Below are 15,316 nucleotides of genomic sequence, written 5' to 3'. Positions count from 1 at the left end.
GACCGAGGCAAAGCGTAACCGCAGGCAAAAAAATTAAAAATGGGAACGTTCCCGAAACTTGGCGAGGATCACAATAAACGATAAAGCGGCTTAAACGAGGCGGGCAGGGATCACGATTTGGCGAGGCGTGGCGCGGCCATTAACCTGTTCTATTAATTGCGCGGCGGCCTGGCGACCCGCTTCGGCGTACCCGGGATCGACAGTCACAATTTCCGGGTGCAGAAACTTCATCAGCGGCGTATTGCCAACGCTGGCCAGTTGCAGATTATCAATGCGCTGTTCCTGCAAATATTTACTGGCACCGAGCGCCAGCGTATCGGTCGCGCAGAGCAGCGCGGTGGTGTGCGGGGTTAAAACGTGGGCGACATGTTCATAACCCTGCTTCATGGCAAGGCCCGGTAAGGCGAACGTTGGTTCGAGCTGGTGTTTTTGACAAAACGCCATATAGGCGTCGTGGCGGCGTTTGCCGGTGGTGGCATCGCTGTGCGGGACGCCAATAAAACTGATATGGCGATGCCCACGGGCATAAAGATTTTCCATCAATAGCTGGATTGCGCCGTCATCATCGTAACAGACCGAGGCGAAACCACTGGCGTCGCGCGCCAGCAGCACCAGCGACGACTGCCAGGCAGTAAGCAGGCTTTCGGTGACGCCGGTAAAGCCAAACAGCACCACGCCATCAATATTACGGTGGCTCAGCATCAGCAAATGCTCTTCGACTAACTGCGGCGAGAACTGGCTTTCCATCATAATCGGGTCATAACCCTGTTCGTAAAACGCCGGGAGCATGGTCTGTACGGCAAGGTTTTCCGAGAGCGAATCCAGACGCGAGACGATAATCGCCACCACTTTATCGCTCTGTCCGCGCATGGCGCGCGCGGAGCGGGAAGGGGAGAAACCGTGCTGATTGACCACCGCTTCCACCCGTTCGCGTGTGCGCTGGCTGACGCCGCTTTCGTTATTCAGCACACGGGAAACAGTGGATTTGCCCACGCCGCTTAAGCGTGCGATGTCTTTGATTGTCAGCCGGTTTTGCATACTTCAATCCTTTCCTGATAGGGGCGGGTTGCAGGATAAAGGAGTTTTGCATCCCTTCCAAGCGCCAGCAATGAGCAAAGTCTGGTTTATGCACTTTGTGCTACCAATTGATGGTGTGTATATGTTTGGTTTAATTCAGCGGAGCTATGATACCGCTACGTTATGATTCGCCCTTCACACCTTACCGGAGGCCAGATGGATCCCGATCCCACCCCTCTCCCGCGACGGAGATACTTTTTCCGGTAAGCCTGCTGTTGCTGCCTTACCGGATGCGTAAGGCAGCGACGTCGTTTTCGTCCCTGCCCGATTAAAAACGCCAGCTGGCGCGGCCTTGTTACGCCAGTTGTCAATCGCACCCGCGTGATGCGGGGGCAAGGACACTATCATGCTGAAAAACATTACCCGGCAGCTTTTCGCTCGCCTCAACCGCCATTTACCGCGTCGTCTGGTGCAGCGCGATCCGCTTCCCGGCGTACAACATATCGCCCAGGGCGCTATCCCCGCCTCGATGGGTGAACGCTGTCTGCAGATTGCTGCGATGGAACATGAGCAGCTCTGGCACACTTTTGCCAGCCACCCGGAAGGGCTGAACCCGCAGGAAGTGGAACTGGCGCGGGAAACCCACGGCGAAAACCTGATCCCGGCGCAGAAACCCGCCCCCTGGTGGGTGCATCTGTGGGTGTGCTATCGCAACCCGTTTAACCTGCTGCTGACCTGCTTAGGCATTATTTCCTATGCCTCGGAAGATCTGTTCGCCGCCTGCGTGATTGCGTTGATGGTGGCGATTTCGACGCTGCTCAACTTCCTGCAAGAGGCGCGCTCGACCAAAGCGGCCGATGCGCTGAAAGCAATGGTCAGCAACACCGCGACGGTGCTGCGCGTGGTGAATGAGAAGGGGGAAAATGGCTGGTGCGAATTGCCTATCGACCAACTGGTGCCGGGCGATATCGTCAAGCTGGCCGCAGGAGATATGATCCCGGCGGATCTGCGCGTGTTGCAGGCGCGGGATCTGTTTGTCGCCCAGGCTTCGCTGACCGGCGAATCCTTGCCGGTAGAGAAAGTGGCGACGACGCGCCAGGCCGCGCAGCGCAACCCGCTGGAAGCCGATACGCTGTGCTTTATGGGCACCAATGTGGTGAGCGGCACGGCGCAGGCGATAGTCATCGCCACCGGCGGCAATACCTGGTTTGGCCAACTGGCCGGGCGTGTCAGTGAGCAAGAAGCCGAGCAAAACGCATTTCAGAAAGGCATCAGCCGCGTCAGCATGTTGTTGATCCGTTTTATGCTGGTGATGACGCCGATTGTGCTGCTGATCAACGGCTTTACCAAAGGTGACTGGTGGGAAGCGGCGCTGTTTGCGTTGTCGGTTGCCGTGGGGTTGACGCCGGAAATGCTGCCAATGATTGTCACCTCCACGCTGGCGCGCGGTGCGGTGAAACTGTCGAAACAGAAAGTGATCGTTAAACATCTGGACGCCATTCAGAACTTTGGCGCGATGGATATCCTCTGTACCGATAAAACCGGCACCCTGACGCAGGACAAAATCGTGCTGGAAAATCATACGGATATCAGCGGTAAAGTCAGCGAACTGGTGCTGCACAGCGCCTGGCTGAACAGCCACTACCAGACCGGACTGAAAAACCTGCTCGATACCGCCGTACTGGAAGGGGTGGACGCGGAAGCGGCGCAGACGCTGGCGGCGAGCTGGCGCAAAGTGGATGAGATCCCCTTTGATTTCGAGCGCCGCCGCATGTCGGTGGTGGTGGCGCAGCAGGCGGATGTTCATCAACTGATTTGCAAAGGCGCGTTGACGGAGATCCTCAGCGTCTGCTCGCAGGTGCGCTTCAACGGCGAGATCTTCCCGCTGGATGACACCATGCTGCGCCGCATTGAACGCGTAACCAGCACACTGAACCGCCAGGGGCTGCGCGTGGTTGCGGTGGCGACCAAATATTTGCCGGCGCGTAGCGGTGACTACCAGCGTATTGACGAGTCGGATCTGATCCTCGAAGGCTACATCGCCTTCCTCGATCCGCCGAAAGAGACCACCGCACCGGCACTCAAAGCGCTAAAAGCGAGCGGGATCACCGTCAAAATCCTCACCGGCGACAGCGAACTGGTGGCGGCGAAAGTGTGTCACGAGGTGGGGCTGGAAGTGGGCGATGCGCTGATCGGCAGCGAAATTGAGCACATGAGCGATGATGAACTGGCTCAGATGGCGAAGCACATCACGCTCTTTGCCCGCCTGACGCCGATGCATAAAGAACGCATTGTCCGTCTGCTGAAACGCGAAGGGCACGTGGTCGGTTTTATGGGCGATGGCATCAATGACGCCCCGGCGCTGCGCGCGGCGGACATCGGGATTTCCGTCGATGGCGCCGTCGATATCGCCCGCGAAGCGGCCGATATTATTTTGCTGGAAAAGAGCCTGATGGTGCTGGAAGAGGGAGTAATCGAAGGGCGCCGCACTTTCGCCAACATGCTGAAATACATCAAAATCACCGCCAGTTCCAACTTCGGCAACGTCTTCAGTGTGCTGGTGGCGAGCGCGTTTCTGCCGTTTTTGCCCATGTTGCCGCTGCACTTACTGATTCAGAATCTGGTGTATGACGTCTCGCAGGTGGCGATCCCGTTTGATAACGTCGATGAAGAACAGATCGCCAAACCACAACGCTGGAACCCGGCGGATCTGGGCCGTTTTATGATCTTCTTTGGCCCGATCAGTTCGATCTTCGACATTGTGACGTTTTGCGTGATGTGGTGGGTGTTTAAAGCTAACGTGCCGGAAGCGCAAACCCTGTTCCAGTCCGGCTGGTTTGTCGTCGGTTTGCTGTCGCAAACGCTGATTGTGCATATGATCCGCACCCGCCGCGTGCCGTTTATCCAGAGCCGCGCCGCCTGGCCGCTGGTGGCGATGACGCTGATGGTGATTTGTGTCGGCATCGCGCTGCCATTCTCGCCGCTGGCGCAATACCTGCAATTACAGGCGCTGCCGCTGGCGTACTTCCCGTGGCTGGTGGCGATCCTCGCAGGTTATATGACGCTCACGCAGTGGATGAAAGGCTTCTATAGCCGTCGCTACGGCTGGCAATAAACTTTTGTCTTAAACCCGGTCTGCGCACTCTGTGCAGGCCGGGTATTTCTCTCAATTCCCGCAAGCTGTGATCCCCGTCGCCCGGCGCGCTTGACGCTCCTGAGGGCGCATGTTAACAAAATGTTTTCCCTCGCCTGACGTCGTCTGAAGGAACATTTATGTTGCGTTACAGCCTGTTAACTGCCGGGTTGCTGCTCGGTTCTTCCGCTTTTGCTGCACCCGCAGGTGACTTGCCACTGATGCCGTGGCCGGCAAAGGTTGAACGTCCGGCAACGCAGGGCTCGCTGGTACTGACGGATACGCTCTCTGTCAGCGTCAGCGGCGACGATCTGGGCGACGCCGTTACGCGATTGCGCCAGCGCATCGCCCGGCAAACCGGCTGGACGCTGCAACCGCAGGCCGAAAAACCGCAACATCCCACCATTTCGATAACCATCGCCAAAAAAGTGGCGCCGCTGCCGAAGCTGGATAGCGATGAGCACTACACGTTGACCATTGATGCGAATGGCGTGCAGATCGCCGCAAATACCCGCTTTGGCGCACTGCGCGCCATGGAAACGTTGCTCCAGTTGATACAAAACGGCACGGAAAATACCACCTTGCCGTGGGTGACCATTGACGATTCGCCGCGCTTCCCGTGGCGCGGTTTGCTGCTCGATTCCGCCCGCCATTTTATACCGGTCGAGGACATCAAACGGCAGATCGACGGCATGGCGGCGGCGAAACTGAATGTGCTGCACTGGCATTTAACCGACGACCAGGGCTGGCGTTTTAGCTCCAGGCGCTACCCCAAACTGACGCAGCTTGCCAGCGATGGTCTCTTTTACAGCGAAGAACAAATGCGCGATGTGGTGCGTTACGCCACGGCGCGTGGTATTCGCGTGGTGCCGGAAATCGACATGCCGGGACACGCGTCGGCGATTGCCGTCGCCTACCCGGAACTGATGAGCGCGCCGGGGCCGTATCAGATGGAGCGCCACTGGGGCGTGCTGAAACCGGTGCTGGATCCGACAAAAGCGGCGACGTACACCTTTGCTGAAGCGATAGTCAGCGAACTGGCGGCGATCTTCCCGGATGCGTATTTGCATATCGGCGGCGATGAGGTGGACGATACGCAGTGGAAAAATAACCCGGCGATCCAGCAATTTATGCGCGACAACAAACTGGCCGACAGCCACGCGTTGCAGGCCTATTTCAACCGCAAACTGGAGGCGATCCTCGAAAAACATCAGCGCCAGATGGTGGGCTGGGATGAGATCTTCCACCCGGATCTGCCCAAAAGCATTGTCATCCAGTCCTGGCAGGGGCAGGACGCGCTGGGAGAGGTGGCAAAGCAGGGTTACAAAGGCATTCTCTCGACCGGTTTCTACCTCGATCAGCCGCAGTACACCGCCTATCACTACCGCAATGAGATTGTGCCGCAGGGCTTAAATGGTGTGGATGTGATTGCCGATAACGACAGCGCGCAAAGCTGGTCGTTTTCAATGCCGCGCCTGAAAGGCAGCCCGGTGGAAGGGACGTTTACGCTGGTGAAAGGCGAAAGTGGATGGCGCGGATTTATTGATTTCAAAGGCAAATCTCGTCGCGCCGTGCAGCATATCGACTGGCGCAGCGATCACCAGGTGAGTTTTGTCGTCGATACGTGGATGGGCGAAACCCGCCCGGTCATCACTCTCACCGACGATAAACTTGGCGGTTACTTCCTGCTGGGCAACGCGCGCTACCCCGTCACCGGCACGCGGTTAAACGAGGTGCCGAAAGGCATTGCTCCCGCGGTGCCGGACGCCAGCCAGCAGGCGAATTTACTGGGAGGCGAAGCCGCGCTGTGGGCGGAAAATGTGGTCGCGCCGGTGCTGGATATCAAACTGTGGCCGCGTGCGTTTGCCGTGGCGGAACGGTTATGGTCGGCGCAGGATGTGAACGACACCGATAACATGTACAGCCGTTTACAGGCGATGGACAGCTGGTCGACGGTATCGGTCGGCCTGCAGCAGCACAACCAGCAATCGGTGCAATTCACGCGCCTTGCGAACAGCGCCGATACATTGCCGCTGCAGATCCTCGCCCAGGCTGTCGAACCAGCGCACTACTACACGCGCCAGCATCTGAAATTCCAGGCCGGTAACTATCATCAGTTCGAGCCACTGAACCGCTTTGCCGATGCGCTGGCACCGGAGAGCGGCACCGTTCGCCAGATGAACCAGTGGGTCGACAGGCTGGTGAGCGATGCGGAAGACAACACCAGCGCGGTGGCGCTGCGCCACCTCTTTAGCCGCTGGCAGGGTAACACCAGCGATGCGCTGGCGCTTAGCGACAGCAATTACCAGCTAAAAGCGATGCGCCCGGTGATTTTGCAGGTGGATAAGCTCGCCACTATTGGGCTGCGGCTGACGGATTTGGTAGCGCGTCAGGGGACGCTGGACGATGGCGAGATAGCGTCTATTCAGGGAGAACTGGATAACGCGGCGCAGATTCAGGATGAAGTGGTGATAGCGGCGGTCTATCCGCTGGAAAAGTTGCTGCGCGCTACGCGCAATCGGTGAACGCCTGGGTGATTAGCGTACATAAATTGATTCCCTGGAAAGGTGTACCCACTTCTTCGAAAGAAATCTCTGCAGCCTGTGAGATTTAAATTTAAAGGTAAGCGGGCAGAGCCAAAAACCGGTCGCGTTTTAGTTTTTAGTGGGCAATAAAAAAGGCAGCGTAAGCTGCCTTTTATCTCTCGCTTAGCCGCCATTAACGGCGAACGGCGATGGCTTCAATCTCGATTTTCACGTCTTTTGGCAGACGGGCGACTTCCACGCAGGAACGCGCCGGGAAGCTGGCGTTATGTTCGTTGAAAAAGGCTTCATACGTGGCGTTAACGGTAGCGAAATCGTTGAGATCTTTCACGAAAACGGTGGTTTTCACGATGTCGCCCACTTTCAGACCCGCCGCTTCAACAATCGCTTTCACGTTGTCCAGCGACTGACGCGCCTGCGCCGCCACATCTTCCGGTACGCTACCGGTTTTCGGATCAACCGGGATCTGACCTGAGGTCAGGATCATGTTGCCAAGATCAACAGCTTGAACATAAGGGCCAATCGCTGCTGGCGCGTTTTCCGTGGCGATAACTTTGGTCATAATAACTCCTGAATGACAGCGGTATTGAGGTTCCGCCCCATTATAGGGAGGGAAAAACGCAATACCAACCGCAATTAGTTAGCCAGCACTACATGGTGCGAGAACTCTTTCTCACAATATTTGCACTTCAGCGCGATATCGCTTTCGCGTTTTTTCACCGCAAAGCTGGAGGCAACCGGCTCTGCATGGCTGATGCAGTTGCTGTTCGGGCACACCAGCACGCCAGTAATGCGCTCCGGCAGGCTCGGGCGCGATTTACCCACCACTTCATACTCATCAATGCGGTTAACGGTGGCCTGGGGGGCGTACAGCGCCAGCTGGTTTACCTGCTCGTCGGTCAGAAATGTGTTCTCGATCTTGATCAAATCTTTGCGCCCCATCTCGCCGGACGGCAAGTTCAGGCCAATGGTGATGCGCTGATCGGTTTCTGTCAGCTTAAACAGCGTCAGCAGTTTAAATCCGACGCGCGCCGGGATGTGGTCAATCACGGTGCCGCGTTTGATGGCTTCGACCTGCAGTTTGTTATCGTGTGTCATTGTCGTATCTCCTTACAGCGCCAAATCGCGATTGAGAACCAGCGCCAGCAGAGCCTGGCGAGCGAAGATGCCGTTACCGGCCTGCTGGAAATACCAGGCGTGCGGCGTTTTATCCACGTCGGTGGTGATTTCATCCACGCGCGGCAGCGGGTGCAGCACCTTCATATTGCTGCGCGCGTGGGTTAAGTCGCTGGCGCGCAGGACAAACTGGGCTTTGACGTTGGCGTATTCCGACGGATCCAGACGCTCTTTTTGCACGCGCGTCATATAGAGAATATCCACCTCTGCCATCACCTCTTCGATGCTGGCGTGTACGCTCCAGGCCATGCCTTTTTCGTCCAGCATATCGAGAATGTACTGCGGCATCGCCAGCGCGTCCGGGGCGATAAAGTAAAAGCGGTTGCCGCTGAATTTCGCCAGCGCCTGTGCCAGCGAATGCACGGTGCGACCATATTTCAGGTCGCCGACCATCGCGATGTTGAGGTTCTCAAGGCGGCCTTGCGTTTCCTGAATCGTGAACAGATCGAGCAGCGTTTGCGTCGGATGCTGGTTAGCCCCGTCGCCAGCGTTGAGTACCGGAATGCCGCCGGAGAACTCGGTGGCCAGACGTGCCGCGCCCTCCTGCGGATGGCGCATCACAATGGCGTCCACATAGGTACTGATCACCGAAATGGTGTCGGCCAGCGTTTCGCCTTTTTTACCCAGCGACGTGTTACTGCTGTCGGAGAAGCCGACCACGCTCGCGCCGAGGCGGTGCATGGAGGTTTCAAACGATAAACGCGTGCGGGTGGAGGCTTCAAAGAAGCAACTGGCGATCACTTTATGCTTGAGCAACTCCGGCTGCGGGTTGGCCTTCAGTCGTGCGGCGGTGTGTAGCACCAGTTCGAGTTCTTCGCGGCTGAGATCGTTTATGGAAATGATATGTTTCTGATATAGCGGGTTAGCCATGGTTATCTCCTGACGACTGCGCAAAAAAAAGCCCCTCAATAGAGGGGCTGTGGAATTCGGTGATCAACGGGAAGGAAAACGGCAGGCCAGCGCCTTTTTTCAGACGCGGTAAGACAGTTTGTCGTACACACTGATTCATGCTTCCTCCCGGCAAATTGTCCCGGATTATACGCAGCTGTTTTCTCGGATCAAGCGATTGATGCACATTTTACGCAATGCAAACGGTTCTCTTTGAATATTAATGCGTTCTAAGTAAATAATTAATTTGTTTATGCACCAGCGCCGTATGCTTCACTATTCTCGGCGCGACCCAGACGATACTGCTTCCTGCCACCACGCCGAGGATCTCCGGCAACTGGTGGTAATCCAGAATACGTGCCACTGCGCGGCCATATCCCGCCACGGTGTGAATAAGGATAAATTCGCTATTGTGCTCAACGCTAACCACCATTTCGGAGACGGAGCGGGCGGCGTCCGGCACCGGGCGTGACTGAGGATTCAGCGAATAAATTTTTTGTCCTTTGGCGTTGCGAATTTTGATTACACCGAGCAGCTTCAACAGGCGTGAAACGGTGGACTGGCTGATACTGTCGAAGCCGTGGCGCTGCAAATCGCGGCGGATCTCCTCCTGTGAAAGATAACTTTTTTCGCTAATCAGGCGCTGGCAGACCGCCAGTTGTAGCTGCTCTTTCGGTGAATAATCTCCATATTCCATCATCTCTTTTCCCGTATTGGTTGCCGAAACAAAACGCCCGGCAACGCCATGCTTACCGGGCCTGTATATTAGCCACAGACCGGGTAAGCAAAGCGCCACCCGGTGCGTTACAGCAGAGCGCCAAGGCTGAGCGCCGCCATGATCACCACCGTCAATATCGCCAGCAATGGCGCGACCCACTTCAGGTAGCGCACATAGGGGACATGGGCGATAGCCAGCCCGCCCATCACCACCGCCGACGTAGGCGTCACCAGGTTGACGATGCCGGACGCCGATTGGTACGCGGTAACGACCAGATCGCGGTTGACGTTAGCGAAATCGGCCAGCGGCGCCATAATCGGCATGGTCAGCACCGCAAGGCCAGAGGACGAGGGCACGAGGAACGACAGCACCACTTCCAGCCAGTACATAACGTTGATAAACGCGACGGTGGATAACCCGCTGACCATGCCTTCGGCACTGTGCAAAATAGTATGAGTAATCATACCTTTATCCATGATCACTACGATACCGCGGGCAATGCCGATAATCAGCGCTACGCCCAGCAGATCCCGCGCGCCGTTGATAAATGTTGAGGTCAGCTCCTCTTCGCTCATGCGGGCGATCAAACCCACGATGATGGCGCTTGCCAGAAACACCGCCGAAATCTGCGCCATCCACCAGCCGAGCACCGCCACGCCGTAAATCATCACCACAAAGGCCAGCGCGAAAATAAGCAGGATCAGTTTGCGCACCGGCGTGAATTCGAGCATCTCCGGCGATTTATTGCCGAGGAAAAACGCCCGATCTTCGTCCTGCTTGTCGGCGACGATCGACCGCGCCGGGTTGGCGCGCACGCTGCGGGCGTAGCGCATCACCCACGCAACGCAAATCACCCAGCCAATCACCAGCAGCGCAACGCGCAGCAGGATGCCGTGGGTAAACGGGATCCCGGCGGCATTAGCGGCGATCACCGTGGCGAACGGGTTGATGGTCGATCCCAGCGTGCCGATCCCCGCGCCGAGCAGCACGGTGGAGGCGGCGACAACCGGATCAAAACGGGCGGCGAGCATCACGGGAACCAGCAGCGTATAAAACGGCAGCGACTCTTCGGCCATACCGTAGATGGTGCCGCCTGCGGCGAACAGCGCCATCAGGATCGGGATCATCCACTCTTCACGGCCACGCAAACGGGTGGTGACGCGCTCGATCCCGGCGTCGATGGCACCGGTTTTGGTGACGATGCCCAGAAACCCGCCGATGATCAGAATGAACAGCGCCACATCAATTGCGCCGGCCTGGCCGGTATCAGGATCGTAAAGGCCGCTTATTGGCGCCATGATTACAGCGATTAACCCTTGAGGATGCGCGGCGACATGTGCGTAAGTACCGGCAATCGGTACTTCTTTACCGAGGGCTGGGTTCATTGCCATCTGGTATTGCCCGGCGGGGATCACCCAACTGAGCGCGGCGACAATGGCAATCAACAAAAAGAGGATGGTGTAAGCGGAAGGGAACTTGAACTTGCCCATGATGTGCTCCTTAACCCCGGCGCACCCGCGGCGCGCCGGGGGAGTGGTTAGTCGCCGAGGGTTGCCACCATCACCGCTTTGATGGTGTGCATCCGGTTTTCTGCTTCATCAAAAACGATAGAGTTAGGCGATTCGAAAACCTCTTCGGTGACTTCCAGCCCTTTCAGGCCATACGCCATTTCGATCTCGCCGCCCACTTTGGTGTGCTCGTTATGAAACGCGGGCAGGCAGTGCATAAATTTCACCTGCGGATTACCGGTGGCTTTCACCACCGCAGCGTTTACCTGGTAGGGTTTCATCAGGCTGACGCGCTCAGACCACGCTTCTTTCGGCTCGCCCATCGACACCCACACATCGGTGTAGAGGAAATCAACGCCATGCACGCCTTCTTCCACATCCTCGGTGAGCATGATGCGCGCGCCGGTTTCACGGGCGATGGCGCGACACTGTTCCACCAGTGCAGCCTCTGGCCAGAAGGATTTCGGTGCCACCAGGCGAATATCCATGCCCATTTTCGCCGCGCCGACCATCAGCGAGTTGCCCATGTTGTTGCGCGCATCGCCCAGATAAGCAAAACGCAATTCCGACAAGCGTTTGCCCGGCGCATGTTCCAGCATGGTCATCAGATCGGCGAGGATCTGCGTGGGGTGAAATTCATTGGTCAGCCCGTTCCATACCGGCACGCCTGCGTATTGACCCAGCTCTTCCACAATCTGCTGGCCGTAACCGCGATATTCGATGCCGTCATACATGCGTCCCAGCACGCGGGCGGTGTCTTTCATCGACTCTTTGTGGCCAATCTGCGATCCGCTTGGGCCGAGATAAGTGACCTGCGCGCCCTGATCGAATGCGCCGACTTCAAACGCGCAGCGGGTACGGGTGGAGGTTTTTTCAAAAATCAGCGCGATGTTTTTGCCGACCAGCGTTTTCTTTTCACGACCTGCTTTTTTGTCTGCTTTGAGCTGAATAGCCAGATCGATCAGGTACTGGATCTCCGCCGGGGTGTAGTCGAGCAGTTTGAGAAAGTTGCGGTTTTTCAGGTTGATGCTCATGAGATTTCCTTTTTTAAATCAGTAACGAATCAATGTGCCTTTGTCCCCGGCGAGAATGGCCGGACCATCCGCCAGCGCGCCGATGCCCGCAATGCCGTGACACTGCTCAACAAACTGGCGGCAGGCGGCGACCTTCGGCCCCATCGAGCCTGCGTCAAACTGCATGCCCTGCAGCATGTCCGGGGTGACTTGCGCCAGCGGGCGCTGCGTGGGTTTGCCCCAGTCGAGGTACACCGCGTCGGCGTCGGTAAGAATCAACAGCGCGTCGGCTTCGATTTGTCGCGCCAGCAGTGCCGCTGAGAGATCTTTGTCGATCACCGCTTCGATGCCGTGGTAGCCGTTGGCGTTTTCCACCACCGGCACGCCGCCGCCGCCGTTGCAAATCACCAGGTGATCGCGGTTTATCAGCGCGCTAATGGCGTCGCTTTCGACAATGCGTTTGGGTTGCGGGGAGGGCACAACGCGGCGGAAATAGCGACCATCAGCCTTAAATACCCAGCCTTTCTCCTGCTGCAGCGTCTGGGCTTGCGCCTCGCTGTAAACCGGGCCGATGTATTTGCTCGGGTTGCTGAACGCCGGGTCACTGGCGTCGACTTCCACCTGGGTGAGCAGTACGCTCACTTCGCGCTGTGGCAGGCTGTTTTTCAGCGACTGTTGCAGCATGTAGCCAATCATCCCCTGGCTTTCCGCGCCGAGAATATCGAGCGGGTAGGGGGTAACTTTGTCGTAAGCGCTGTTTTGCAGCGCCAGCAGGCCGACCTGCGGCCCGTTGCCGTGTACCAGCACCACGCGCCACTGCGCGGTTAGCCCGGCGATGGTGCGCGCGGCAAGATCAATGTTCTGGCGCTGGATGTTCGCTTCCAGCGGTTCGCCGCGTTTTAACAGCGCGTTGCCGCCCAGCGCGACAACCAGCGTAGGTTTTCTTTCCATGATGGCTCCTTTAAATGCCGTCGCGTTCCAGTGGGCAGCTCATGCAGCGTGCACCGCCGCGCCCGCGTCCCAGCTCATCACCGGGAATGGGCAGCACGGTGATCCCGGCTTTGTCATATTTCTCGTTGGTCCAGATATTGCGCTCGTAGCCGACGACTACGCCGGGGCGCAGCGTGAGGACGTTGTTGGCGTCATTCCACTGTTCGCGTTCGGCTTCAAAAGCGTCGCCGCCGGTGGTGATAAGCCGGATCTGGTCAATACCGAGCGCTTTTTCGATGGCGTGCAGCAGGTCGCTTTCCTGCGTACGTTGCAGACCGCCGCGCCCGTCCGGGGTGAGCGTCCAGCACTGGGCGTCTTTGCGCACTACTTCGGGGTAAACGGAAAAAGTGTCGATATCGATATGGGTCATCACCGTGTCGAGGTGCATACAGGAACGGTGTTTTGGCAGTTCAACGACGATAACGCGTTCGGCCTGGCGGTGTTTGAACAGGCTATTGGCAAGAAATTCCACGCCCTGCGGTGTGGTTCGTTCAGAGAGGCCAATTAATACCGCGCCGCGACCAATGACTAATACATCGCCGCCCTCTAAGGTGGCGTGATCGTAATTAATATTCTCGTCGCCAAAATATTTAATAAAATTGCCATCGGCGAATGCAGGGTGCCAGCGATAAATAGCACGCAGATTATTCGTTTCACGCTGGCGGGCCGGTTTAGCCATCGGATTAATCGACACGCCATTATAAATCCAGCACGATGTGTCACGGGTAAATAAATGGTTGGGCAGCGGCTTCATAATAAAATCATTCGCTGTATGGGTATCAACCACCATATTTTTAATAAATGCCGGGATCTCGCCGTAGGTTAATCCACCGCTGAGCCGCCGCGCCAGTTCGCGGTGCGGCATATCCGCCAGCCAGCTGCGCACGTCTGCGGCGAAGGTCGGGCCAAGGCGATAATCAGAGATCTGCATTTCCAGCAGCCAGGCTTTTGCCTCTGCAATATCAAGCGTTTGTGTCAGAAGATCGGTCAACAGCAGGACTTCCACACCCTGCTCGCGCAGTGTGTTTGCGAAGGCGTCATGCTCTTCCCCGGCGCGCTCGACTGATAACACGTCATCGAATAACAGCTCCTGACAATTCGAGGGTGTTAACCGTTTCAGGCTTAAATTGGGGCGGTGCAGCATAACGCTACGCAATTGACCTATTTCAGAACCGACGTAGTGCTTTTCCATAATTATTCCTTTAACTTTTTTCAGAATAAAAAGGGGCGGCAATGAAATGTGATTAATTTCATTGCGCGTTGATAACGATTAATTTCATGGCTCATAGTAGAAGCCGTAAGAATTAATAGTGTGATTGTGCTCACGTCGAATAGGGAATTAAATCGCCGTCGTTCAATTGCATGATTCGCATCAGAGAATAGAGAATTAGCCTAATTATCAGGATGAATGCTTACGCATTAACGGCTGAACTTATTCATGGTTGTTATTGTTTTGTAGCTATACACCTATTTTCGTGAATATGTAACCCGTTGATTGATAAGTTTTTTCAACAGTGAATGGAATAGATATGCACAAAAATGAATAGAACGGTGCTGCCGGGCGCAAAAAACGGAAATAACCAGTGAATGAATGCGCAAATTACCAGGCTGCTGAAGTGTGATCGGGAAAGGTTTATTTAAATAAATACTTGTTAATCAGTGAGTAACAACTTTACGTCCGCGCACTGGCGTCGGCTTTATGCATCTATGCTGCATAAAAGCGTAATCGGCCTTAACAGGCATATAACATATTTTCCGATAAACATGCGTTGCAACAAATCTCCCGTAAAAAGTGGTGGTATGGCAGTGTGAATTTTCGTATAAAAGCTGAAAATGAAACGATGTTTTATGTTGAGGGCTACACCATGATCGTTGGCAATATTCACAATTTACAATCCTGGCTACCGGAAGAGCTGCGCCAGGCTATTGAGCACGTTAAGCAGCACGTTACCGATGCCACGCCTGTTGGTAAGCATGATATCGACGGCAACCGCCTGTTTTTCCTCGTTTCTGAAGATATGACCCAGCCGTTTGCAGAACGCCGCGCCGAGTATCACGCCCGTTATCTGGATATCCAGATTGTGCTGAAAGGCCAGGAAGGAATGACTTTTAGTACCCAGCCTGCGGGCGCGCCGGACACCGATTGGCTGGCGGATAAAGACATCGCCTTTTTGCCGGAAGGCGCGCAGGAAAAAACCGTGGTACTGAGCGAAGGGGATTTTGTGGTGTTCTACCCGGGTGAAGTGCACAAACCGCTATGTGCGGTAAACGCGCCAGCCCAGGTGCGCAAAGTGGTGGTGAAACTGCTGATGGCGTAAGCGTAATGCCCG

At 56.2% G+C, this 15,316-nt stretch carries 13 protein-coding genes and 1 pseudogene; 4 read left to right on the top strand and 10 right to left on the bottom strand.

The features are described from left to right. Positions 1-90: 90 nt before the first annotated feature. Positions 91-1,038: a trehalose operon repressor TreR gene (treR, locus tag AAIG26_RS18130; RefSeq protein ID WP_343181163.1), complete on the bottom strand. Its 948-nt coding sequence runs from the start codon at positions 1,036-1,038 to the stop codon at positions 91-93. A 385-nt stretch (positions 1,039-1,423) separates the two neighbouring features. Here treR and mgtA point away from each other — a divergent pair, with 385 nt between their 5' ends. Together mgtA and AAIG26_RS18120 are read left to right on the top strand one after the other, a co-directional pair. After that, a complete protein-coding gene (mgtA, locus tag AAIG26_RS18125) occupies positions 1,424-4,132 on the top strand; it encodes a magnesium-translocating P-type ATPase (protein ID WP_343181162.1) in 2,709 nt (902 codons plus the stop codon). Between the two features lie 158 nt (positions 4,133-4,290). Next, positions 4,291-6,675, top strand: a complete 2,385-nt coding sequence (locus tag AAIG26_RS18120; RefSeq protein ID WP_343181161.1) for a family 20 glycosylhydrolase — start codon at positions 4,291-4,293, stop codon at positions 6,673-6,675. 193 nt (positions 6,676-6,868) lie between these two features. Here the strand turns inward: AAIG26_RS18120 and ridA are convergent, their stop codons facing one another. The 4 genes and pseudogenes from ridA to pyrL all read right to left on the bottom strand — a co-directional run bounded on the left by ridA (position 6,869) and on the right by pyrL (position 8,878). After that, entirely contained in the window at positions 6,869-7,255 is a 387-nt protein-coding gene (gene ridA, locus AAIG26_RS18115) for a 2-iminobutanoate/2-iminopropanoate deaminase (protein ID WP_017459089.1), read from the bottom strand. A 74-nt stretch (positions 7,256-7,329) separates the two neighbouring features. Continuing rightward, the gene (gene pyrI / locus AAIG26_RS18110; RefSeq protein WP_017459088.1) at positions 7,330-7,791 is read right to left on the bottom strand and encodes an aspartate carbamoyltransferase regulatory subunit; all 462 of its coding nucleotides are present in this window, start codon (positions 7,789-7,791) and stop codon (positions 7,330-7,332) included. Positions 7,792-7,803: 12 nt separating this feature from the next. Beyond that, positions 7,804-8,739 (bottom strand): aspartate carbamoyltransferase, encoded by a 936-nt coding sequence (gene pyrB, locus AAIG26_RS18105; protein ID WP_020456306.1) that lies wholly within the window; start codon positions 8,737-8,739, stop codon positions 7,804-7,806. Between the two features lie 35 nt (positions 8,740-8,774). Further along, positions 8,775-8,878 (bottom strand): annotated as a pseudogene (pyrL, locus tag AAIG26_RS18100) (pyr operon leader peptide). Between pyrL and AAIG26_RS18095 the strand changes: the two are divergent. Then, a complete protein-coding gene (locus tag AAIG26_RS18095) occupies positions 8,858-8,974 on the top strand; it encodes a hypothetical protein (RefSeq protein ID WP_086872930.1) in 117 nt (38 codons plus the stop codon). The pseudogene pyrL and the gene AAIG26_RS18095 sit on opposite strands and share 21 nt — an antisense overlap. A gap of 3 nt (positions 8,975-8,977) precedes the next feature. On the opposite strand, the gene AAIG26_RS18090 is transcribed toward AAIG26_RS18095, so the two are convergent. The 5 genes from AAIG26_RS18090 to arcA all read right to left on the bottom strand — a co-directional run bounded on the left by AAIG26_RS18090 (position 8,978) and on the right by arcA (position 14,178). Continuing rightward, positions 8,978-9,457: an arginine repressor gene (locus AAIG26_RS18090; protein ID WP_020456308.1), complete on the bottom strand. Its 480-nt coding sequence runs from the start codon at positions 9,455-9,457 to the stop codon at positions 8,978-8,980. Between the two features lie 104 nt (positions 9,458-9,561). Continuing rightward, positions 9,562-10,965, bottom strand: coding sequence for a YfcC family protein (locus AAIG26_RS18085; RefSeq protein WP_343181159.1), 1,404 nt, complete (start codon positions 10,963-10,965; stop codon positions 9,562-9,564). A gap of 47 nt (positions 10,966-11,012) precedes the next feature. After that, positions 11,013-12,017 (bottom strand): ornithine carbamoyltransferase, encoded by a 1,005-nt coding sequence (gene argF / locus AAIG26_RS18080; protein ID WP_313625714.1) that lies wholly within the window; start codon positions 12,015-12,017, stop codon positions 11,013-11,015. 18 nt (positions 12,018-12,035) lie between these two features. Next, complete coding sequence (gene arcC, locus AAIG26_RS18075; RefSeq protein WP_020456311.1) at positions 12,036-12,947, bottom strand: carbamate kinase; 912 nt, start codon at positions 12,945-12,947, stop codon at positions 12,036-12,038. A 10-nt stretch (positions 12,948-12,957) separates the two neighbouring features. Next, positions 12,958-14,178 (bottom strand): arginine deiminase, encoded by a 1,221-nt coding sequence (arcA, locus tag AAIG26_RS18070; RefSeq protein WP_020456312.1) that lies wholly within the window; start codon positions 14,176-14,178, stop codon positions 12,958-12,960. A gap of 673 nt (positions 14,179-14,851) precedes the next feature. On the opposite strand from arcA, the gene AAIG26_RS18065 reads away from it, so the two are divergent. Beyond that, positions 14,852-15,304, top strand: a complete 453-nt coding sequence (locus tag AAIG26_RS18065; protein ID WP_044489779.1) for a YhcH/YjgK/YiaL family protein — start codon at positions 14,852-14,854, stop codon at positions 15,302-15,304. Positions 15,305-15,316 lie beyond the last annotated feature (12 nt).

This window comes from Kosakonia sp. PSU_27, from assembly GCF_039409795.1.
Taxonomy (GTDB): Bacteria; Pseudomonadota; Gammaproteobacteria; order Enterobacterales; family Enterobacteriaceae; genus Kosakonia.
The sequence above is the reverse complement of the archived record's forward strand: the minus strand, read 5'-3'. Positions and strand labels throughout refer to the sequence as shown.